This is a genomic window from Streptomyces sp. NPDC051214 (genome assembly GCF_040682375.1).
In the GTDB taxonomy this organism is placed as follows: domain Bacteria; phylum Actinomycetota; class Actinomycetes; order Streptomycetales; family Streptomycetaceae; genus Streptomyces.
The window spans coordinates 365,845-386,829 of sequence record NZ_JBFBAT010000006.1 but is presented as its reverse complement, the minus strand read 5'-3'; the positions used below and the strand labels follow the sequence as shown (position 1 = coordinate 386,829).

Here is a 20,985-nt window from a genome sequence, read left to right as displayed (position 1 = left end):
GGCGGCCCGCCCTTATGACCGCCGGGCTCCCGCGACCGGCCACGGTCAGTCCCGCGCGAGGCCGAACCGCGCCCGCAGACCGGTGCGTTCGTCGGCGGCCACCGCGGCGGCCCCGTCCGCCACCGTCTCGTACACCGAGAGGATGTCGGCGCCCACCGTCGACCAGTCGAAGCGGCGCACGTGCTTGCTGCCGCGCTCGCGCAGCTCGTCGCGGCGCTCGGGGTCGCCCAGGAGCCGCAGCGCCCCCGCGGCCAGCGAGTCCGCGTCCTCGTTGGTGAACAGGTCGCCCGCCGCGCCCTGGTCGAGGACCTGCGCGAAGGCGTCCAGGTCGCTGGCGAGCACGGGTGCGCCCGCCGACAGCGCCTCGACGAGGATGATCCCGAAGCTCTCGCCGCCGGTGTTGGGCGCGACGTACACGTCGACGCTGGCCAGCAGGCGCGCCTTGTCCTCGTCGCTGACCATGCCGAGGAACTCCACGCGCTCGCGCATCTCGACGGGCAGCGAGGAGACGGCCTCGTGCTCGTCGCCGCGGCCCGCGACGAGCAGCCGGGTGTCGGGGCGCTCGGCGAGGATGGTGGGCAGTGCCTTCATCAGCACGGGGAGGCCCTTGCGCGGCTCGTCGATGCGTCCGATGAAGCCGATCGTCCCTCCCTGCCACTCCGCCTTGGGCTCGACCTTGGCGAAGAAGTCGACGTCGACGCCGTTCGGGATGACGACCGCGTCGCCGCCCAGGTGCTCGACCAGCGTGCGGCGCGCGTACTCGCTCACCGCGATGCGCGCGCTGATCTTCTCCAGGGCGGGCTGCAGGATCGGGTAGGCCGCGATCATCGCGCGCGAGCGCGGGTTGGACGTGTGAAACGTCGCGACGATCGGCCCCTGCGCGGCCCAGCACGTGAGCAGCCCCAGGGACGGCGAGGTCGGCTCGTGGATGTGGATGACGTCGAACGTGCCGTCGTGCAGCCAGCGGCGCACCCGCGCGGCCGACAGGAACCCGAAGTTGAGCCGGGCCACCGAACCGTTGTACGGCACGGGGACGGCGCGGCCCGCCGAGACGACGTACGGCGGCAGAGGGGTCTCGTCGTCCGCGGGGGCCAGGACGGACACCTCGTGCCCCAGGCGGATCAGGTGCTCCGCGAGGTCACGGATGTGGAACTGGACGCCGCCCGGCACGTCCCACGAATAGGGGCAGACGATGCCGATCCTCACGGCGTGGTCCCCTCGCCGGGGTGCGCGGAGCCGTCGGCGGGCCCCTTGGCGGGGTCGAGATCAGCGAGCCACAAGCGCTGCAGCATGTGCCAGTCCTCCGGATGGTCGGCGATACCCGTGGCGAAGGCGTCTGCCAGCGCCTGCGTCATGACAGACGTCTTCTCCGTGCGGGTACCTGTCTCGGGGACGTCGATGGGGGCGTGAACACGCCCCTTCATGACGGGCGTCTCGTCAAACCAGAGGGTGACGGGCAGCAACAGCGCCCCCGTCTGCTGCGCGAGCATCGCGGGCCCCGCGGGCATCCGCGCGGTGTCCCCGAAGAACTTGACCTCGACCCCGGAGGCCGAGAGGTCCCGGTCCGCGACGAGGCAGACCAGGCCGCCCGCCCGCAGCCTGCGCGCCAGGGTGCCGAAGGCGGAGCCTCCCTCGTGCGGCAGGACCTCCATGCCCAGGCCCTCGCGGTAGGCGACGAAACGGTCGTACAGCGTCTCGGGCTTGAGGCGCTCGGCGACCGTCGTGAAGGGCGTGTCCAGTTTCGTGGTGACCCACGCGCCCGCCAGGTCCCAGTTGCCCAGGTGCGGAAGGGCCAGAATGACGCCCTTGCCGGAGGCGAGGCCCTCCGTCAGGTAGTGGAGGTCCTTGCCGTCGAAGCCGCCCTTGATGCGCTCCCGGCTCCACGACGGCAGCCGGAACGACTCCATCCAGTAGCGCAGGTACGAGCGCATGCCCGCCCTGGACAGCTCGCGCAGGCGCTCCGGGCTCGCGTCGGGCACCACGCGCGCGTAGTTCGCCTCAAGACGCAGGACGCCCTTGCCGCGGCGCTTCCATACGGCGTCAGCGATGGTCCGGCCGAGCCGCACCGCCACCGGTTCCGGGAGCCTCTTGACCGAGCTCCAGGCGGCTCCGTAGAGCGCGTCGGTCAGTCGGTCCTTCACGACGTGGCCTCACTGCCCTGCGCGTGCGTGGCCGCGTCCGCCTCCGCGGACTCCTTGCGCACGGTCACGACGCGCTGGACGAGCGTGACGAGGCTGCCGACGGCGACGATCCACAGCGCGATGGGCAGCAGGACGTCGATGCCGGGGACCCCGAACTTGTGCAGCCCCGCGAGGCCCGCGGCGACCAGCGAGATCACCAGGCGCTCGGCGCGCTCCACCAGGCCGTTGACCGCGACGGGCAGGCCGATCGCCTCGCCGCGCGCCTTCGTGTACGAGACCACCTGGCCGCTGGCCAGGCAGAAGATGGAGACGGCGCACAGGATGTCGTTGTCGCCCGAGCCCGCGTACCAGAGCGCGAGGCCACCGAAGATCGCGCTGTCGGCGACCCGGTCGAGCGTCGAGTCCAGGAAGGCTCCCCAGCGGCTGGAGCGTCCCAGCTGCCGCGCCATGTTCCCGTCGACGAGGTCGGAGAACACGAAGAGCGTGATGACGATCGTGCCCCAGAAGAACTCGCCGCGGGGGAAGAAGACCAGCGCGCCCGCCACCACACCGGCCGTGCCGATGAACGTGACCGCGTCGGGGCTCACGCCGCGACGGATGAGAAACGCGGCGAACGGTGTGAGAACACGCGTGAAGAATGCACGCGCGTACTTGTTCAGCATGGCCTTCCCGAGGGGTCGGTGAGCCGCGCGGCCCTGTTGGCCACCGGCTGGCCCATCGTAGTCACGCCGTTGACAGACCGGCTCGCCCCCTCACGATCGCGTACGACGTATGGACGCACAGTGACCCGAGTGGAAAGCTCGAAAGCACCGCGGGCGTCGCCGGAGCCGACCCGCACACGGCCCCGCGTGTCCGCGAGCAGCCAGCATCCCCGAGGGGGCTGTGCCTCCTCATCGCGCACGTGACCGGGAGGCCAAGGCATGGGCGACAAGGCGAACGCACACCCCGGAGCCGCCGGCAGGGCTACGGCGGCCGACCACCCCGCGTCCGTACGGAATGTGGTGCTGGTCGGCCACAGCGGATCGGGCAAGACGACTCTGGTGGAGGCCCTCGCGCTGACCGCGGGGGCGGTGAACCGCGCGGGCCGTGTCGAGGACGGCACCGCCGTCTCGGACTACGACGACATCGAGCACCGGCAACAGCGCTCCGTACAGCTGTCCCTGGTCCCCGTCGAATGGGGCGGCTACAAGATCAACCTTCTGGACACCCCCGGGTACGCCGATTTCGTCGGCGAGTTACGGGCCGGTCTGCGCGCCGCGGACGCGGCCCTTTTCGTCGTCTCGGCGGCCGACGGCGTGGACGGCGCCACGCGCATGGTCTGGGAGGAGTGCGCGGCGGTGGGCATGCCGCGGGCCATCGTGGTGACGCACCTGGAGGCGGCCCGCGCCGACTTCGGCGAGATGACGCGGACCTGCGCCGAGGCCTTCGGCGCCGACGACCCCGACGCCGTACTGCCGCTGTATCTGCCGTTGCACGGCGCCAAGGGGCCCGACGGGCACGCGCCGGTGACCGGTCTGGTCGGGCTGCTCTCGCAGCGGGTCTTCGACTACGCGTCCGGCGAGCGCAAGGAGTCCGAGCCGGGCGAGGACCAGCTCCCGCTCATCGAGGACGCACGCAACAAACTGATCGAGGGGATCATCGCCGAGAGCGAGGACGAGTCCCTCATGGACCGCTATCTCAGCGGCGAGGACCTCGACTTCAAGACCCTCGTCGACGACCTGGAGCGGGCCGTGGCACGCGGCATCTTCCACCCCGTGCTCGCGGCGGCCCCCGCCGCCGAGGGTGCCCGGCAGGGCATCGGCACGGTGGAGCTCCTCGAGCTGATCACGGGCGGCTTCCCCACCCCCCTGGAGCACCCGGCGCCGGCCGTCACCACCCCCGGCGGCAAGGCCAGGCCCGCGCTCACCTGCGATCCCGAGGGGCCGCTGGTCGCCGAGGTGGTGAAGACGGCGTCCGATCCCTACGTGGGACGCGTCTCGCTCGTACGCGTCTTCTCCGGCACCCTGCGTCCCGACGAGACCGTGCACGTCTCGGGGCACGGCCTTGCCGACCGCGGCCACGAGGACCACGACGTCGACGAGCGCGTCGGGGCGCTCTCCTCCCCCTTCGGCAAGCAGCAGCGCACGCTCAGCAGCTGTATCGCGGGAGATCTGGCCTGCGTCGCGAAGCTGAACCGCGCCGAGACGGGTGACACCCTCTCGGCCAAGGACGACCCGCTCCTGATGGAGCCCTGGGACATGCCCGACCCGCTCCTGCCGCTCGCCATCCAGGCGCACAGCAAGGCGGACGAGGACAAGCTCTCCCAGGGGCTCTCGCGCCTGGTCGCCGAGGATCCGACGATGCGCCTGGAGCAGAACCAGGACACCCACCAGGTGGTCCTGTGGTGCCTGGGCGAGGCGCACGCGGATGTCGCCCTGGAGCGGCTGCGCAGCCGGTACGGCGTGCAGGTCGACGTCGTGGCCCACAAGGTCTCCCTGCGGGAGACGTTCGCGGGCAAGTCGGCGGGGCGGGGCCGCCATGTGAAGCAGTCCGGCGGCCACGGCCAGTACGCGATCTGCGAGATCGAGGTCGAGCCGCTGCCGGGCGGCAGCGGCATCGAGTTCGTCGACAAGGTCGTGGGCGGCGCCGTGCCCCGGCAGTTCATCCCGTCCGTGGAGAAGGGCGTGCGCGCACAGGCCGCGAAGGGTGTGGCCGCCGGATACCCCCTCATCGACGTACGCATCACGTTGCTCGACGGCAAGGCGCACTCGGTGGACTCCTCGGACGCCGCGTTCCAGACGGCGGGCGCGCTCGCCCTGCGCGAGGCCGCGGCCGATGCCAAGATCCACCTCCTGGAGCCGGTGGCGGAGGTGCGGGTCCTGGTCGGCGACGATCACGTGGGGTCGGTGATGAGCGACTTCTCGGGGCGCCGCGGCCGGGTGGTCGGCACGGAGCAGGCGCCCGGCGGGCGCACGCTGGTGCGGGCCGAGGTGCCGGAGATCGAGATCGGGCGTTACGCCGTGGACCTGAGGTCGCTCTCGCAGGGCACAGCCCGCTTCAGCCGCACCTACGCCCGCCACGAACCGATGCCGCCCCAGCTCTCCGAGAGGATTCGTGAACAGGCCCAGGACGTCTCCTAGTTGCGGGCTTCCGGCAGGGCGCACGGATGCGCCCTGCCGGATGTCGGCGCGCCCGGATACGCTGATGACCTGATCAACAGGTGTGCCGGGCAAGGAAGTCGGGAAGAGCCGCAGCAGCAAGCTTGGCGGCGATGGGGGCGGCAGTGGCGGACGACGTATTCGACTTCAGGCCCGGGGCCCAGGTCCCGCTGTCCGGGGCCGCAGGACAGACGGCGGCGACCCACGCCCTCGCGTCGGCCGCGTACCGCGACGACAAGGTGTCGAAGATCCTCGATGCCAACAACGAATGGCACAAGTCCGAGGTGAAGGAAGGGCTTTGGTCGCTCTTCGCACCGAATCTGGGTGAGGCGTTCGCACGGGCGGTGCAGGTCAGGATGCTCGGCGGCGCCCGCAAGCCGCTCATCCAGTCCTTCGGCATGGAGCCGCAGTCGATCGTCGAGCACTGCCTCGCGGCGAACAACATCCGCAAGGACCGCGACCGCTGGCTCACGGTCGTGATGGTGCTGTGCGGGCTTCTGTTCCTGCCGGGGCTGCTCGTCTGGCTGCTGCTCTTCTCGATCAAGCAGGCGGTCGTCAAGCGGGACAACAAGCGGGCGAGCGCCATCGCGACGGCCGTCCTGGTCGCCGTGGGCGTGCTTGCCGTGATCTTTCTCGTCAAGCTGCCGATCGGCGGTCTCCTCGGCTGGTACATCCGCGCGGCGATCGTCGTTCCTGTGCTGGGCTGGTTCTGGGCCAAGCTGATCGCCGAGCGCACCGCGCGGGACCTGCGCGAGCGCTGGGGGAGCCTGCTCTCCGGCGGCGGCATCGGTGCCAAGATCCCCGAGGCGGTGCCCGGCAGCCCGGGCGAGACGGCCGCCGAGCAGCTCCGGCAGGGGCTCGCGCGTCTCTCGGCGGAGCAGCAGAGCAACTCGGTCTTCTACGCGGGACCCAAGGGAATACTGGGCATGGGCACGCGCTGGGGCAGCTGGCAGCTGGCCGAGGAGCTGGTCTCCGCCAAGGAGGGCACGGAGATCCACCCGTTCCGCAGCTGGGACGTCATACGGGCGGTGCACGACCAGCTGCGGCTGCTCGAACGCGGCCCGCTGCACACCGGCGGCTTCCCGACCCCCTCGATAAAGCACTGGATCGTCTCCCCCATCGGGGAGAACGCCAAGGCGGTCGCCCGCCCCGGCGGCACGGAGGTCGAGGCCTATCAGGTCCGCGGCCACGAGATACAGCGGATCTGCAACGAGCAGCAGTTCGGCAGCGGTAACCGGCACTATCTCGGCGTCCAGTTCACGCTCTGGGACGGCCAGTTGGTCATCACGATGCTGATCACGGTGACCGTCCTGCACGAGACCCTGCGCATCGAGGTCACCGGCCACGCGCTCGGCCCGGTCCACTCGCTGTTCACCAGCAAGCCCGACCCCAAGGTCAAGCAGGTCGCCAAGCCCATCAAGTTCTGGGAGACCACGGAGCGCAAGCTGCCGCTGGTCGACGCCGACGAGGTGGTGCGCCTCGCGGTGCGGGCGCCCTTCACGTGGTATCCGCCGATCCTTGACCACCTCGGCGGCAAGCTGGTGCTTCCCGAGCCGTTCGGCCTGCGGCACGCCTGGGCGGACAAGCCGTGGCGGCACCGCTTCATGGCCGACGACGCGCTGCGCGCGGCCACCCCGGTGCTCCGCGTCGTGCACTCGGCGGCCATCAGGGTGCTCGAGGAGAACGGCGTGAACACGGAGAAGTTCGGCAACCGCTCCGGCCTCCTCAGCGGGATGGTCCAGGACCCCATGCCGAGGAAGGCGGACGTGTACGACGCGTGAGGCGCCTCAGAGAGCGGCGGGCCAGGCGTCGGCCAGCATCTTGCGGGTGTCCGCGAGCAGCTGCGGCAGGATCTTCGTGTGGCCGACGACCGGCATGAAGTTCGTGTCACCGCCCCAGCGCGGCACGATGTGCTGATGCAGATGCGCGGCGATGCCGGCGCCCGCCACGGTGCCCTGGTTCATGCCGATGTTGAAGCCGTGCGCGCCTGACGCGGCGCGCAGCGCGGTCATGGCCTGCTTGGTGAGCCCGGCCAGCTCGGCCGTCTCCGGAGCGGTCAGCTCCGTGTAGTCGGCGACATGGCGGTAGGGCACGACCATCAAGTGGCCGCCGTTGTACGGGTAGAGGTTGAGCACCGCGTAGACATGCTCGCCCCGGGCGATCACCAGGCCGTCCTCGTCGGATTTCGCCGGGATGGAGCAGAAGGGACAGCCGTCGTCGGCGCCCGGACCGCTCGGCTTGTTCTCGCCCTGGATGTACGCCATCCGGTGGGGCGTCCACAGGCGCTGGAACGCGTCCTGCGTCCCCACTCCGATCTGCTGCTCCGGCTCACTCGTCATGCAGTGCAGCATATGACTTGCTCCGATCGAAGCGTGTCGGCGGGGCGCCCGCCGGGCCCGGCACGGCGAAGCTGGACCGATGAGCGATGAAAGGCGTCAGGCACGCTGGGAGAACCGCACGGAGGCGCCGCTCGGGGTGGCCTCGCTGCTCTACCTGACCGCGTACGCGGTCCTCGTCCTGGCCTCGGGCCTGCCCCGGGGCTGGCGCGGCGTCTGCCTGGCGGTGCTCCTCGCGGCCTGGGCCGCGTTCGCCGTGGACTACGCGGTGCGGTGGCGGCTGAGCGGGCAGGGGCCCCGCTTCGTGCGCACGCACTGGCTGGACACCCTGGTCCTCCTGCTGCCCCTGCTGCGGCCACTGCGCGTCGTGCACGTCTACGAGGCCGTCCAGCGCAGGCGCGGGCGGCCGCGGCTCACGCTGCACGCGCGCGTGGTCGCGTACGCCGGTCTCTCCGCGCTGCTCCTCGGCTTCACCGGGGCGCTCGCCGTCTACCAGCACGAGCACGCGGCTCAGGGCGCGACGATCCGTACCTTCGGGGACGCCGTGTGGTGGACCGCGGCCACGCTCTCGACGGTGGGCTACGGCGACGTGGCGCCCGTGACACCCGTGGGGCGCCTGATCGCGGTGGGCGTGATGCTCGGCGGCCTCGCGCTGCTGGGCGCCGTGACGGGGTCGTTCTCGTCGTGGCTGCTCCAGGTGTTCGCGCGGGAGGACCCCAAGGACGACGAGAGGCCCCCGGGACGCTGAACCGCTGAACGTCCCGGGGGCCTCTCGTCTCAGGTCACACCTGTACGCGGCTCTCCACCACGTCCAGGAGCTTGGCGAGCGCCTGCTCGCGCGGAATGCCGTTCTCCTGCGAGCCGTCGCGGTAGCGGAAGGAGATCGTGCCCGCGTTCATGTCGTCGTCACCGACGATGATCATGAACGGGACCTTCAGCTTCTGCTGCGTCCTGATCTTCTTCTGCATGCGGTCGGACGAGGCGTCCACCTCGACCCGCAGGCCCTTCTTCTTGGCCTCGGCCGCGAACTCCTGGAGGTAGGGGATGTGCGCGTCCCCGACGGGGATGCCGACCGCTTGGACCGGGGCGAGCCACGGCGGCATCGCGCCCGCGTAGTGCTCGAGGAGCACCGCGAAGAACCGCTCGATCGAACCGAAGAGCGCGCGGTGGATCATCACCGGACGCTGCTTCGTGCCGTCCGGTGAGGTGTACTCCAGGTTGAAGCGCTCCGGCAGGTTGAAGTCGAGCTGCACGGTCGACATCTGCCAGGTGCGGCCGATGGCGTCCTTGCACTGCACGGAGATCTTCGGGCCGTAGAAGGCGGCGCCGCCCGGGTCCGGGACCAGCGGGAGGCCCTGCTTCTCGGCGACCTTGCGCAGCGTCTCGGTGGCCTCTTCCCAGACCTCGTCCGAGCCGACGAACTTCTCCGGGTCCTTGGTGGACAGCTCCAGGTAGAAGTCGGTCAGGCCGTAGTCACGCAGGAGGTTCAGGACGAAGGTGAGCGTCGTGTCGAGCTCGTCCGCCATCTGCTCCTTGGTGCAGTAGATGTGCGCGTCGTCCTGCGTGAAGCCCCGGGCACGGGTCAGACCGTGCACGACACCCGACTTCTCGTACCGGTACACCGTGCCGAACTCGAAGAGGCGCAGCGGCAGTTCACGGTAGGAACGCCCGCGCGCATCGAAGATCAGGTTGTGCATCGGGCAGTTCATGGGCTTGAGGTAGTAGTCCACGCCCTCGTCGAGCTGCATGGGCGGGTACATGCCGTCGGCGTACCAGTCCAGGTGGCCCGAGGTCTCGAAGAGCTTCCCCTTCGTGGCGTGCGGGGTGTAGACGAACTCGTACCCCTCCTCCTCGTGGCGGCGCCGCGAGTAGTCCTCCATGACCCGGCGGATGATGCCGCCCTTGGGGTGGAAGACCGCGAGGCCCGAGCCGATCTGCTCCGGGATGGAGAACAGGTCCAGCTCGCTGCCGAGCTTGCGGTGGTCGCGCTTCTCGGCCTCGGCGAGGAACTCCAGGTGGGCCTTGAGCTCGTCCTTGGTGGGCCACGCGGTGCCGTAGATGCGCTGGAGCATCGGGTTCTTCTCGCTGCCGCGCCAGTACGCCGCGGCGTTGCGCATCAGCTTGAACGCCGGGATGTTGCGGGTGGTGGGCAGGTGGGGACCGCGGCAGAGGTCCTTCCAGCACAGGTCGCCGGTCTTCGCGTCGAGGTTGTCGTAGATGGTCAGCTCGCCGCCGCCCACCTCGACGTCCGCGCCGTCGTCGCTGGAGGCGGAACCCTTGATGCCGATGAGCTCCAGCTTGTACGGCTCGTCGGCGAGCTCCTCGCGGGCCGCCTCGTCGGTGACGACGCGGCGCGAGAAGCGCTGGCCGCGCTTCTGGATCTCCTGCATCTTCTTCTCGATGGCCTTGAGGTCCTCGGGAGTGAAGGGCTTCTCGACGTCGAAGTCGTAGTAGAAGCCGTTCTGGACCGGCGGGCCGATGCCCAGCTTGGCCTCGGGGAAGAGCTCCTGTACGGCCTGCGCCATGACGTGCGCGGTGGAGTGGCGCAGGATGTTCAGGCCGTCCTCGGAGGAGATCTCGACCGGCTCGACCTCCTCGCCGTCCTGTACCGCGTACGCCAGGTCCTTCAGCTCACCGGCCACGCGGGCGGCGACGATGGTGCGCTCCCCGGCGAAGAGTTCGGCGGCCGTAGTGCCCGTCGTCACCACGCGCTCTTCCCGCTCGGAATCGCGTTGGATGATCACACGGACGTCTGACACCGGTCTTCTCCTACCTGAAGGGGGTCGCGGCAGATCTGCTCCTGCACGCGAAACGAATCGTACCGAGCCGGGGGCGCCCACCGCGAAACGGTTCTCCCCCGGGCCTCGGCCCCGCCCCGCCTCAGTCCCCGCTGCACGCCTCCTCGAAGAAGTCGAGATTCTCCTGGAGCGACTTCATCAGACGGTCCCTCTCCCCCTCGTCCACCTGCACGGGCACCACCCCGGAGGCCCCGGTGAGCCGCCGGAACCCGCCCCGGCTCTCCAGGCGCCCGTGCACCCGGATCGGCAGCCCCACCAGATGGGCATGGCCCGCGATGCGGTACGACTCCTCGTCCAGGGTCATGCGTACGTGGGGCACGTCGGCCCCCGCGAGCACCCGGACCCGCACCGTCCCGTCACCCCGCGGCCCCGACCGCCGCATCCGCACCACGGCCCCCGTGAGCCGCACCGGCATCGCCGGCTCGTCCCGCAGATAACGGGCGCTCGCCTCCCTGAGCACCGGCAGGTCACCGGGCGAGAACTCCACGGGCCCGGCATCGACGGCGCACCCCTCGGGCACCCCGGCGGCCGGCGCCCACTCCACGGCGACCCGTGCCCCCTCCGTGCCCCGCACCAGGGCCACGACGGCCTCCGTCAGCTCATGGCTGGCGCCCGCCTCCACCGCTCCGTCGAAGGCGTCCATGCCACCAGTGGCGCGTTGATAGTCGACGGCCTCGCGGACCGCGTACAGCGCCTGGTGCAGCCGTACCGCAAGCAGCCGCCCGGCCAGGACGGGCACGAACGCGGTGAGCCTGCGCCCCCCGGGAGCGGGCCCGACCAGGACGCTCTCCAGGGACGCGGCGGCGGGCCCGCGGTGCCGCGCCCCGTAGTACCCGGCACGGCCGCGCGCCGCCAGGGCCCCCGCGAGCAGCATCTGCCGCGCCGCCGCCCGCAGTTGTTCCTCCGCCGTCCACGTCGCGGCGCCCGCCGGGCCCGCCGGGACATCGCGCCACCAGCGGATCTCGTCGCTGGGCACGGTGAGCCCGACGAGGACGTCACGCGCCGACGGGGACGCGCTGCGCGCCAGGGCGGTGAGCGCCTCGCCGAGCAGGTCCTCGCAGTCGGGGAAGGCCTTGTTCTCCGGCACGAGCAGACTCGTGCCGCCCCCGCCGGGCCCGGGAGGGGTCCAGCGGGCGTAGCGCCCCGCCGCTCCCCCGCGCCGGCGCCAGCCGTGCCGGCCGAGCAGCGCGCCGAGCACGGCGGGATCGACCTGCGAGGGATCGGGGGGACCCAGCCGGTCCGCCGGAGCGGCCCAGCTGCCCGCGGGTTCCACGGGGTGCGGGCGAACGGGGCGTAGTGGCTCTTCGATCGGGCGGTGCATCAGGGTCTCCCTCCCGTCCCGACCCGCGTCATGATCTCGCAGAGGGCCTTGTCGTCGAAGATCCGCGAGGTCGGGACGCGCACGGTGGTCCTGCGCCGGCCGGTCACCTGGTGTCCGGCGAGGTTGGTCCAGTAGCAGCAGTGCCGCAGGTCGAGCCGCTCATGACCCGCGCGCAGCCAGTCGTCCTGCGACCGCGGCACGAGCATCACGACCAGGATCTTGTGCACCGAGACCGGGGTCCGCGCGAGCTTCTCCAGGTGCGGGTTGTCGAGCGTGAAGGAGAAGGCCGGCCCCGGGGGGTTCGGCGGTATCTGGTAGGTGCACTTGAGCTGCACCTTGATGGTGACTTCGTCGTCGATGGTGTGCCCGGGGGCGCTGTGGCTGACGTGCCAGTCGATGCCGTTGTCCGGAAACGGCTGGGAGAGCGAGCACCCCGCCGCTGCGGCGACGGCGTGCAGATAGCCCACCTGAAGGGTCTCCATACAGGCGGTGGTGGCGAGTGTGCCGCGCGGCGGTGCGATCCGCTCGGGCAGCAGCCCACCCTGTTCGGGCTGCGCGAGCGCCATGTCCAACAAGCCTTCCGAACCGGTGAATCCCCGCTTCGGGCCGGTCAATTCCCAAGCCCTGTACCTCTGTTGTCTCCGGGCCGCGTACAGCGCAAACGGCCCGGGTATCACCGGGGTGGGCAGGGGAGGAAAGCCATCTGCCGGACATGATCGAGGAGTTGCGTCACTATGACGTGCTGGTACGAGGGGCCCTTGGCCGCATTCGACACGGAGACCACGGGCGTCGACGTCGAGACCGACCGCATTGTGTCGGCCGCCGTCGTCGTCCAGCAAGGCGCGGGCACCCGCCCGCGGATCACGCGCTGGCTGGTGAACCCGGGCGTTCCGGTGCCCGAGAGCGCCACCGCGGTGCACGGCCTGACGGAGGAACATCTGCAGCACAACGGCCGCTGGCCCGCGCCGGTGATGGAGGAGATAGCCAGGGAGCTGGCGGAACAGGGCGCGGCGGGCCGCCCCATCGTCGTCATGAACGCACCCTTCGACCTGACGATCCTGGACCGGGAGTTGCGCAGGCACCGCGCGTCGTCGCTCAGTCACTACATGGGGGGCTCACCCCTGTGCGTCCTGGACCCCCGGGTCCTGGACAAGCAGCTCGACCGCTACCGCAAGGGCCGTCGCACGCTGACCGATCTGTGCGCGCACTACGCGGTGGAGCTGGACGAGGCGCACGACGCGGCGGCCGACGCGCAGGCCGCGCTGGATGTCGTACGTGCCGTGGGCAAGCGTTTCGCCTCGCGCCTCGAACGGCTCTCGGCGGCCGAGCTGCACGCGCTGCAGGCGGTGTGGCACGCGGCGCAGGCGCGCGGGCTGCAGGCCTGGTTCGCGCGCAGCGGTACGCCGGAGGCGGTGGACCCCGCGTGGCCGCTGCGCCCCGAACTCCCGGCGGCGGCCTGACGATCGAAGCCCGACGATTACTGCTCCTACTGATCGCGGGCATGAAAAAACCGGTCCGTCGACGACGGACCGGCATTCTCCGGGTGGGCGATACTGGGTTCGAACCAGTGACCTCTTCGGTGTGAACGAAGCGCTCTCCCACTGAGCTAATCGCCCGGGAACGGACTGAACAATACAGGTCTTCGCGGGTTTCCTTCAAACCGCTTGTGCGAGGACCTTCAGCTCCGCCCGAGGTGCGACCTCAGCCCGCGTTCGCCGGCACGCATCATCAGCGCGTGGTTGAGGAGGAAGACGGGTCTTCCGGGCACGGCGAGGCGTCGCATCAGCGGTTTCCGGACCACCACTTCCTGGGCGTAGAGCGCCCGTGTGCCGCCCGGCACCGCCGTGACGGTCCAGCGCGCCCAGCCCTCCAGGTCCCCGGTCATCGCGATCTCCAGGACTCCGGCGGCGGGGTCGCGGCGCCGTTCCTCGGCGGTGACGAACAGGTCGTACGGCAGCAGGGAGCGGAAACGCGCCGTGCCGCTGCGCTCGTCGACGGGCGTCACCTCCCGCACCTGGGGCCACCACACCGGATAGTCCTCGGCGCGCTCCAGGGCCGCGAACACCTCGGCGGGGGGCGCGGGCACGTTCCAGATGCTGCGGAAGCGGTAGTGACTCCAGTCCATGGACCGAGTCTGCCGGTCGGGAGCCGATCTGAGTACGTCCTGAGTATCCGCACCGATGCCTGTGGCTGTGTCCGGGACCACACTCCCCGGCATGACCAACATTCCGCCCCCGGCCGAGGAGCTCAGGATCCTCGACCTGGAGCTGCGCCATCTCGACGCGCGCAGGACGCAGTTGCTGCAACGCCGCGCCTGGCTCCTGGGCGCCCTCAGCACGGTGGCGGCTCCCGCGCCCCCTCCCCCGCGGCCGGTTCGCGCCCCGGAGGCCACCCCGCCGAACGTGCAGAACGCGCTGCTCACCCTGGGCGGCATCCTCCTGGCCATCGCGGCCGTCGCCTTCACGCTGGTGAGCTGGGGACACCTGGGCATCGGCGGGCGCGGCGCCGTCCTGACGGCCGTGACGCTGACGGCGCTCGGCGTGCCCGCACTGCTGCTGCGCCGGAAGCTGCGTTCGACGGCGGAGACGGTGGCCGCGCTCGGCCTCGCCCTGACCGTCCTGGACGCGTACGCCCTCCATGCCGTCGCCCTGCCGCGGACGGACGCCCTCGGCTTCACGGCGGCCGCGTCGGCCGTGCTCGCCGCGGTGTGGACGGCGTACGGCCTTGTCTTCCGCGAGCTGCGGCTGCCCTTGCCGCTGGCCGTCGCGAGCGCGCAACTCCCGCTCTTCCTCGGGGCGCTCGCGGCGGACGCGGGTGTCCACGGGGCGGGGGCGGCGCTTCTGGTGACGGCGGCGTTCGATGTCGCCGTCGCGCTGCGGGTGAGTGAACCCGCCGTCCGGGTCGTCGCGGCCGTCGGTGCTTGCACCACGGGCCTGTGGGGTGCGCTGAGCGCCGGGTATCTGTCCTGGTCGGCGGTGGATCTGCCTGAGGCGGTGCGAGCGGGCGCGCTTCTGCTGCTGGCGGCGTCGATCGCACTGGCGACGGCGTGGCGGATCCCCCGGCCCCCTCAGGCAACGGGTGCCGCGTTCGCGGGCGGCCTGCTCGTGACGGCGGCGACCGGTGGCGTGCTGCGCGAGGCGCTGCCCTCCGCGTGGACGGTGCCCGGCTATCTGGCGTGTGCCGTCGCGCTCCTGGCGGTCGTACGCACCGCACTGCTGCGGCCGGTCGTGCGCGGCGTCGTCGGTGCGGGGTTCCTGGTGCACGGGCTGGCGGTGCTGTGGACGCTCCCCACACTCGTCGCCGCGGTCGCCGGCCCCGTCAGCTGGGCCGGAAGAATCTGGACGGGCGCACCGCAGGACTTGGGCGACGCGTCCCCAGTACCCGAACTGTCCATCCAGCACCCCGCCATGGCCTCACTAGTACTGGCCACCGTCGCCGCGGTCCTGCTCGCAACGCCCCGCCTTATGCCCCGCCTGACCGAACAACGGAAACCACACCCACGCTCCCCCGCCGACCCGCCCACACCCACCACTCCCCACCACTCCAGCCCCACCGCAGCGCCACCCCCTGCCTCGCCCCTGCCGCGCCGCGACATCACCCGCTCCGGCGCCCTGGGGCTTGCCTGGGCCGCTCTCTCCATCCTTCCGGTCGCCCTCCAACTTCCTTACGCAGCGGGCGTATCGGCCTATGCGGTGCTCACGGCGGGCCTCCTCGCCCTCGCGTCGCGCTCCGGCCCGAAGGGGGTTGCCCTCACCTCCTTGAGCCTGGCGGTTGTTTCCTCGGTGAGCGTCGGGTTCCTTGCGCTGGCCACGACCTCCGCCACGCTCGGCACGTCGGCCGCCCTGACGGTGTTCTTCGTGGCGGCGGCCACCGGTCTCGCGGACCGCCGTCCGGGGTTCGTCGCCGGCTGTGCGGCCGTCGCGTACGCCACCGCGCTCGCCTGCGCCGCAGGAGCCGCCGGGGGCCTGCGCGCGGACTACACGGGGCTCCTGACGCTCACCGTTCCGGCGCTCACCGCCCTCGCCGGGGCCCGGCTCGGCCGTCGCCCGCTGGCACCGCCGACCGAGATCTCCGGGGCGGTCGCGGGTGGGCTGGCGATCGCCCTCACCGCGGGGCACGCGACGACCCTCGCCCTGGCCCTCGCGCTCGGCGGTCTCATCGCCGCGGGCACCGCACTCCGCACGGACCGCCGCCCTGTCGGGTACGCGGCCGGGGCGCTGTTCGTCCTGGCGACCTGGGTCCGTCTCGCCGCCTGGGACGTCGGGACCCCGGAGGCCTACACCCTGCCGGTCACCGTCCCCGCGCTCCTGATCGGCGCCCTGCGGCGCCGCCGCACCCCCGAGACGTCCTCCTGGACGGCGTACGGGCCCGGCCTCGCGGCAACCCTCCTGCCCAGCCTCGTCGCCGCCTGGGGCGACCCGCACTGGCAGCGGCCGCTGCTCCTCGGCGTCGCGGCCCTGCTGATCACGCTGGCGGGCGCCCGGCACCGGCTGCAGGCGCCCCTGGTGCTCGGCGGCACGGTCCTCGCCCTGGACGCCCTGCACGAACTGGCGCCCTACATCGTCCAAGTGGTGGACGCCCTGCCGCGCTGGCTGCCGCCGGCCCTCGCGGGTCTTCTGCTCCTGGCGATCGGCGCGACGTACGAACAACGGCTGCGTGACGCACGCCGGGTCCGTGACGTTCTCGGCAGAATGCACTGACTCCGCTTTTCCCGTGCCGCAGCCGACGGAGTATCAATTTCCTTCCGCCGCACGGAAAATGAAGCGAATACGACTGCGGCCCGGAGGCTTAAAAGCCTCCGGGCCGCAGTTCCGGGGTGGGCGATACTGGGTTCGAACCAGTGACCTCTTCGGTGTGAACGAAGCGCTCTCCCACTGAGCTAATCGCCCCGGGCGCACGGAGAACATTACCGCATGTCAGCGGGTGCCTCCGACCGCCGTGGAGTCACCCGGAGGTCACTCCTTGATCTTCCATGGCATCTCGAGACCGAACTTCCAGACGTAGACCGCGACGAGCACGGCGACGATCACCAGACCGACGGTCGTCAGGATGATGTTCCGGCGGCGCACCTTGGGGTCGAGCGCACGCTGCGCCGCCTCGGTGACCTTCCGCTTCGTCCAGCGAAGCACCAGCTGGGCCCAGACGAACTCGGTCGCCCAGATCGCCATTCCCCCGAAGATCACCAGCCAGCCGGGGCCCGGCAGCGGCAGCATCACGATGCCCGCGGCAACCACGGCGAGGCCGACGATGAACACGCCCACCTGCCAGCTGAGGTGCAGCGCCTTGCGGGCCTGGATGTACTCCGGCGCACGCGACCCGAGCGGCTGTTCGTCCTTCGTACCGGTGATTGTTTCGGCAACCCCCGGCTCGTTACTCCCCGTATTCATACGGCCAAACCCTACCGGACGGAAACCCGTCACTGGAATGGCTGTACCCGTCGAACGAACAACCCGCCGTACGAGCTACCTAAAGACACCCAAAACCCTCAGAGGGGTTTACAACGGCACCGTAGGTGGCATGTCGATTTCGCCGACGTGCGAATCCCCGAGCGCACACTGAGCGAAAGGCCCTGGCGCTTATGAACACCACGGTCAGCTGCGAGCTGCACCTGCGCCTCGTTGTGTCGAGCGAGTCCTCACTGCCTGTACCCGCAGGACTGCGGTATGACACGGCCGATCCCTATGCCGTGCACGCCACCTTCCACACCGGAGCCGAGGAAACCGTCGAGTGGGTGTTCGCCCGCGACCTCCTCGCCGAGGGCCTGCACCGGCCCACCGGTACCGGCGACGTCCGAGTCTGGCCGTCCCGGAGCCACGGTCAGGGCGTCGTCTGCATCGCCCTGAGTTCCCCCGAGGGTGAGGCTCTGCTCGAGGCCCCGGCGCGGGCCCTGGAATCGTTCCTGAAGCGAACCGACGCGGCGGTGCCGCCCGGAACGGAACACCGCCACTTCGATCTGGATACGGAGCTCTCGCACATCCTGGCCGAAAGTTAGTTCCAGGCCGCGCGAGAGCGCCTGGCGCCGTCCGACTCGGGGCGACGGCTCGGGCACGACAACCGCACATGCAGACACACCGGCGCCGTCGCCGCGGATTTCCGCGGGGACGGCGCCGGTGTGCGTGTCGTGAAGCCGCTAGCATCGGCCAGCATCGGCGGGCACCCTTCCCGGCTCTCCATGAGCGGGGCAGGCCCCACTACCCCCAGGCCAGGGAGCAAATCGTGCTGATCACCCACGACACCCGGTGCGCACTCGACGCCGTGGTCGATCTGGTGAACACCGCGCCGGACACCGAGGACGCGGCGAGCACCGACACGGAGGGGCTCCCGGACCTGGCAGCCCTGGGCGCTTTCGTACGAAGCCATGACATAAGTGACGTCGGCGTGCTCACGGAGCGTGACCTGGCCGGCGTCCGGCACATCCGCGGACGTTTCCAAGAGGTTTTCGCGGCGCCCGAGCCGCAGGCCGCCGCGGCGGTGATCAACGAACTGATCGCGGCGGCGGGCACCACGCCCCGGCTCACCGATCACGACGGCTACGACTGGCACGTGCACTACTTCGCGCCCGGCGCCTCCATCGCCGACCACCTCGCGGCGGACTGCGGGATGGCCCTTGCGTTCTTCGTCGTCGCCGGCGAGCAGGAGCGGCTGCGGCGCTGCGAGGCCCCGGACTGCCGGCACGCCTTCGTCGACCTCTCGCGCAACCGCTCGCGCCGCTACTGCGACAGCCGCACCTGCGGCAACCGGCTGCACGTCGCCGCCTACCGCGCCCGGCGCAAGGAAGCGGCGGGCTGAGCCCCTGCCGTCCCGCGCGGGTGACGCCGCCCGCTACAGCCCCAGCAGATCGTGCAGGGAACCCATCAGGAGCAGGACGCCGATCACCGCCAGGAAGATCATCAGGGGTGGCTGGGAGAGCGCGAACAGACAGCCCTTGGGCTCTTCCGTCGCGGCTCGCTCATCGGTCGGCGGGGCGGCATCGCCCGGTGCGGTGTCCAGCATCTCGCGGCGATGATGACCTAGTCCCGGGGGTGCGGATGACCAATACCCCCGGCGGGCCCGGGAGTTCGCGACACCCCTGACCTGTAAAAGCCCAGCGTCCCGCGTGTTTGCCCGGTGGCCGACCAGCGACGGATCTCGTCAGACCCGGCGGCATGGCCGTCCACTCGAACGAGGTAGCCCGGCGCTCATCGAACGCGGACGGATGTTGACGACCATCGCCGCCGACTGCGGCTGTCGGACCTACCTCAGCTATCAGATGCCGTGCTTCTTCAGGATGGCCTCGATGTCGCTGAAGTCCTCCTTGGGCGCGGCCGCCTTCGGCCGCTCCGCGGGCTGCGCGGCCGGCCGGGCGCCCTGGCCCAGCGAGGGTGCGGACGCCGCGGGGGCCACTGCCTCGCGCTGGGCCGCCTTCGCGGCCTTGCGCTCCTTGCGGGTGCCTCCGGAGCGGCGCTCCACCGCGCGCGTGATCATGAAGAGCAGCCAGGCGACGCCGAGGACCCCGAAGCCCGCCCACGCCTTCATGCTGAAGGCGGTGTCCGCCAGCCACCCGACGACGCCGGTCATCACCAGGCCGACCGGGACCAGCGAATAGGCGGCAAGCCGCGTCGCCGCGAGGAAACGCTTGCGATAGGCCGTGATCGCGGCAATGCCGAGGCCGGCCGCGGACACGGCGGAACAGACGGTCTCGGCAATCATCCGGTCCTCCAGGCGTGCGGGCGTGGACGGTGGCCCTGACTGGCACTGTCCTCCCCTCCATCCTGCACCGGGCGGGCCCCCACAGGCCACGCCCCGAGCGGACTTCAGGGACATATCAGGGTCGCGGCTCCTCCGCAGGTTCCGGTCGCCGTCCCCGGCCCCGGTGGGGAGGCGGACGCGATGCTGGAAGACTGGCCCCATGAGCGACTCTGCCCCCGCGGCTCCCGCCGGCCCTCTCGTCATCGACATCTGGTGCGAGCTGCAGTGCCCGGACTGCCGGACCGCCCTCGACGACGTCCGCGCCCTCCGCGCCCGCTACGGCGACCGCGTGGACCTGCGGCTGCGCCACTTCCCCCTCGAGAAGCACAAGCACGCCTTCGCCGCCGCCCAGGCCGCCGAGGAGGCCTTCGAGCAGGGACAGGGCTGGCCGTACGTCGAGGCCGTGCTCGGCGGGGTCGAGGACCTGGACCGCAGGGGCGAGCCCTTCCTGGTCGAGACCGCGCGTGAACTGGGCCTGGACGCCGAGGAGTTCGACACCGCGCTGGTCGACGGCCGGCACATCCTGATCGTCGACGCCGACCAGGCCGAGGGCAAGGCGATCGGCGTCACCGGGACACCGACGTACGTCATCGACGGCGAGCGCCTCGACGGCGGCAAGAGCCAGGAGGGCCTGCGCGAGCGCGTCGAGAAGATCGCGGACAGCCTGCTTGCGCCCTCCGGACGAGACGCCTAGAGCAGCTGCTTGTAGACGTAGTACATGACCGGTTCGTAGCCCAGCGACTCGTACAGACGCAGGGCCGGGATGTTGCCCGCGAAGACGTTGAGGCCGAGGCGGCCGAGGTCCGCCTCACGGGCCTGGGTCTCCGCGAGGAGCATCAGGGACCGGCCGTGCCCGCGTCCGCGGTATTCCTCGTCGACCTCGACGTCGAAGACGAACGCGTCGGCGCCGCGCCGCGCCAGCCACAGGGTGCCGACCGCCGTGCCCTCGTGGGTGAGCACGCTGAGGCGGGTCCCGGGGGTCGCGATGCCCTGCGGCAGGTGGTCCGCGTGGTCGGCGTCGGACTTGGCGCGCGCCTCCGCCTCCGGGACGCCGCGCTCGATCCAGGTCTGGGCGTAGTCCTCCTTCTCGCGGGCCAGCCAGACCTCGTACTCGCCCTCGGTCATCGGCCGCCCCTCGACGCCCGCCGGCAGCGCGGGCGGCCCGTCCGCCAGGGGCTTGACCATGTGGCGGTTGCGCTCCACATACCCGAGGGACACGGCCAGGCGGTGGGCCGCCGCGGCCTCGGCGGGCACGGCCACCTCGATCCGCTCGCAGCCCCAGCCGCGCACCACCTCCTCGGCGGCGAGCACCGCGACGGTGGCGCGACCGCGCCTGCGGTCGGGCTCCTTGATGCTCAGATCCCGCATCTCGGCGACACCGGGCCCGAAGACGGGATGCGTGGCGAGTTCTATCCCGCCCACAGGACGGCTGTTCACGCGCACTTCGTACGTGCGTGACTTCGCGCCGTCAGCGCTCTGCTGAAGCGGCCCGGTCGGCCGCAGGGTCGTGGTCATCAGTGGAGT

At 71.2% G+C, this 20,985-nt stretch carries 20 protein-coding genes and 2 tRNA genes; 8 read left to right on the top strand and 14 right to left on the bottom strand.

Features of this window, described 5'->3' with window-relative positions; all coding sequences use genetic code 11:
• Window positions 1–45: 45 nt before the first annotated feature.
• Genes AB0M70_RS18410 through pgsA form a run of 3 tightly spaced genes read right to left on the bottom strand, consistent with a single transcriptional unit; the run spans window position 46 to window position 2,803 of the window.
• Window positions 46–1,206 (bottom strand): glycosyltransferase family 4 protein, encoded by a 1,161-nt coding sequence (locus AB0M70_RS18410; protein WP_365820998.1) that lies wholly within the window; start codon window positions 1,204–1,206, stop codon window positions 46–48.
• Entirely contained in the window at window positions 1,203–2,141 is a 939-nt protein-coding gene (locus AB0M70_RS18405) for a phosphatidylinositol mannoside acyltransferase (RefSeq protein ID WP_365820997.1), read from the bottom strand. The genes AB0M70_RS18410 and AB0M70_RS18405 overlap by 4 nt, the downstream gene beginning before the upstream one ends.
• Window positions 2,138–2,803, bottom strand: a complete 666-nt coding sequence (pgsA, locus tag AB0M70_RS18400; RefSeq protein WP_365820996.1) for a phosphatidylinositol phosphate synthase — start codon at window positions 2,801–2,803, stop codon at window positions 2,138–2,140. Before pgsA ends, AB0M70_RS18405 begins: the two co-directional genes overlap by 4 nt.
• A 258-nt stretch (window positions 2,804–3,061) precedes the next feature.
• On the opposite strand from pgsA, the gene AB0M70_RS18395 reads away from it, so the two are divergent.
• Together AB0M70_RS18395 and AB0M70_RS18390 are read left to right on the top strand one after the other, a co-directional pair.
• A complete protein-coding gene (locus AB0M70_RS18395; protein WP_365820995.1) occupies window positions 3,062–5,260 on the top strand; it encodes an elongation factor G-like protein EF-G2 in 2,199 nt (732 codons plus the stop codon).
• Window positions 5,261–5,391: 131 nt separating this feature from the next.
• Complete coding sequence (locus tag AB0M70_RS18390) at window positions 5,392–7,059, top strand: hypothetical protein (protein WP_365820994.1); 1,668 nt, start codon at window positions 5,392–5,394, stop codon at window positions 7,057–7,059.
• A 6-nt stretch (window positions 7,060–7,065) separates the two neighbouring features.
• On the opposite strand, the gene AB0M70_RS18385 is transcribed toward AB0M70_RS18390, so the two are convergent.
• Window positions 7,066–7,629: an HIT domain-containing protein gene (locus tag AB0M70_RS18385; protein WP_365820993.1), complete on the bottom strand. Its 564-nt coding sequence runs from the start codon at window positions 7,627–7,629 to the stop codon at window positions 7,066–7,068.
• Window positions 7,630–7,696: 67 nt separating this feature from the next.
• On the opposite strand from AB0M70_RS18385, the gene AB0M70_RS18380 reads away from it, so the two are divergent.
• Complete coding sequence (locus AB0M70_RS18380) at window positions 7,697–8,362, top strand: potassium channel family protein (protein ID WP_365820992.1); 666 nt, start codon at window positions 7,697–7,699, stop codon at window positions 8,360–8,362.
• A 34-nt stretch (window positions 8,363–8,396) separates the two neighbouring features.
• On the opposite strand, the gene thrS is transcribed toward AB0M70_RS18380, so the two are convergent.
• From thrS to AB0M70_RS18365, 3 genes are all read right to left on the bottom strand, one after another.
• The gene (gene thrS / locus AB0M70_RS18375) at window positions 8,397–10,373 is read right to left on the bottom strand and encodes a threonine--tRNA ligase (protein ID WP_365820991.1); all 1,977 of its coding nucleotides are present in this window, start codon (window positions 10,371–10,373) and stop codon (window positions 8,397–8,399) included.
• Between the two features lie 121 nt (window positions 10,374–10,494).
• The gene (locus AB0M70_RS18370) at window positions 10,495–11,736 is read right to left on the bottom strand and encodes a hypothetical protein (protein ID WP_365821145.1); all 1,242 of its coding nucleotides are present in this window, start codon (window positions 11,734–11,736) and stop codon (window positions 10,495–10,497) included.
• On the bottom strand, window positions 11,733–12,299 hold the full coding sequence (locus AB0M70_RS18365) for a DUF4365 domain-containing protein (RefSeq protein ID WP_365820990.1): 567 nt from the start codon (window positions 12,297–12,299) through the stop codon (window positions 11,733–11,735). Before AB0M70_RS18365 ends, AB0M70_RS18370 begins: the two co-directional genes overlap by 4 nt.
• Window positions 12,300–12,467: 168 nt before the next feature.
• Between AB0M70_RS18365 and AB0M70_RS18360 the strand changes: the two genes are divergently transcribed.
• Window positions 12,468–13,193 (top strand): 3'-5' exonuclease, encoded by a 726-nt coding sequence (locus AB0M70_RS18360; RefSeq protein ID WP_365820989.1) that lies wholly within the window; start codon window positions 12,468–12,470, stop codon window positions 13,191–13,193.
• A gap of 84 nt (window positions 13,194–13,277) precedes the next feature.
• On the opposite strand, the gene AB0M70_RS18355 is transcribed toward AB0M70_RS18360, so the two are convergent.
• Together AB0M70_RS18355 and AB0M70_RS18350 are read right to left on the bottom strand one after the other, a co-directional pair.
• A tRNA-Val gene (locus AB0M70_RS18355) sits at window positions 13,278–13,349 on the bottom strand.
• A gap of 62 nt (window positions 13,350–13,411) precedes the next feature.
• Window positions 13,412–13,858 carry an SRPBCC family protein gene (locus AB0M70_RS18350; RefSeq protein ID WP_365820988.1) on the bottom strand — a complete coding sequence of 149 codons (447 nt, stop codon included), beginning with the start codon at window positions 13,856–13,858 and terminating at the stop codon, window positions 13,412–13,414.
• Between the two features lie 91 nt (window positions 13,859–13,949).
• On the opposite strand from AB0M70_RS18350, the gene AB0M70_RS18345 reads away from it, so the two are divergent.
• A complete protein-coding gene (locus AB0M70_RS18345) occupies window positions 13,950–16,433 on the top strand; it encodes a hypothetical protein (RefSeq protein ID WP_365820987.1) in 2,484 nt (827 codons plus the stop codon).
• A gap of 117 nt (window positions 16,434–16,550) precedes the next feature.
• On the opposite strand, the gene AB0M70_RS18340 is transcribed toward AB0M70_RS18345, so the two are convergent.
• Together AB0M70_RS18340 and AB0M70_RS18335 are read right to left on the bottom strand one after the other, a co-directional pair.
• Window positions 16,551–16,622 (bottom strand) — tRNA-Val (locus AB0M70_RS18340).
• A 66-nt stretch (window positions 16,623–16,688) separates the two neighbouring features.
• Window positions 16,689–17,120 carry a TIGR02611 family protein gene (locus AB0M70_RS18335; RefSeq protein ID WP_365820986.1) on the bottom strand — a complete coding sequence of 144 codons (432 nt, stop codon included), beginning with the start codon at window positions 17,118–17,120 and terminating at the stop codon, window positions 16,689–16,691.
• Window positions 17,121–17,311: 191 nt separating this feature from the next.
• On the opposite strand from AB0M70_RS18335, the gene AB0M70_RS18330 reads away from it, so the two are divergent.
• Together AB0M70_RS18330 and AB0M70_RS18325 are read left to right on the top strand one after the other, a co-directional pair.
• A complete protein-coding gene (locus AB0M70_RS18330; protein ID WP_003959770.1) occupies window positions 17,312–17,725 on the top strand; it encodes an SsgA family sporulation/cell division regulator in 414 nt (137 codons plus the stop codon).
• 224 nt (window positions 17,726–17,949) lie between these two features.
• A complete protein-coding gene (locus AB0M70_RS18325) occupies window positions 17,950–18,522 on the top strand; it encodes a CGNR zinc finger domain-containing protein (protein WP_365820985.1) in 573 nt (190 codons plus the stop codon).
• A gap of 33 nt (window positions 18,523–18,555) precedes the next feature.
• On the opposite strand, the gene AB0M70_RS18320 is transcribed toward AB0M70_RS18325, so the two are convergent.
• Window positions 18,556–18,726: a hypothetical protein gene (locus tag AB0M70_RS18320; protein WP_363210971.1), complete on the bottom strand. Its 171-nt coding sequence runs from the start codon at window positions 18,724–18,726 to the stop codon at window positions 18,556–18,558.
• A 252-nt stretch (window positions 18,727–18,978) separates the two neighbouring features.
• The gene (locus AB0M70_RS18315; protein ID WP_365820984.1) at window positions 18,979–19,422 is read right to left on the bottom strand and encodes a hypothetical protein; all 444 of its coding nucleotides are present in this window, start codon (window positions 19,420–19,422) and stop codon (window positions 18,979–18,981) included.
• Between the two features lie 199 nt (window positions 19,423–19,621).
• On the opposite strand from AB0M70_RS18315, the gene AB0M70_RS18310 reads away from it, so the two are divergent.
• Window positions 19,622–20,155, top strand: a complete 534-nt coding sequence (locus AB0M70_RS18310; RefSeq protein WP_365820982.1) for a DsbA family protein — start codon at window positions 19,622–19,624, stop codon at window positions 20,153–20,155.
• Here the strand turns inward: AB0M70_RS18310 and AB0M70_RS18305 are convergent.
• Entirely contained in the window at window positions 20,152–20,976 is an 825-nt protein-coding gene (locus AB0M70_RS18305; RefSeq protein WP_365820981.1) for a GNAT family N-acetyltransferase, read from the bottom strand. The genes AB0M70_RS18310 and AB0M70_RS18305 overlap by 4 nt on opposite strands.
• Window positions 20,977–20,985 lie beyond the last annotated feature (9 nt).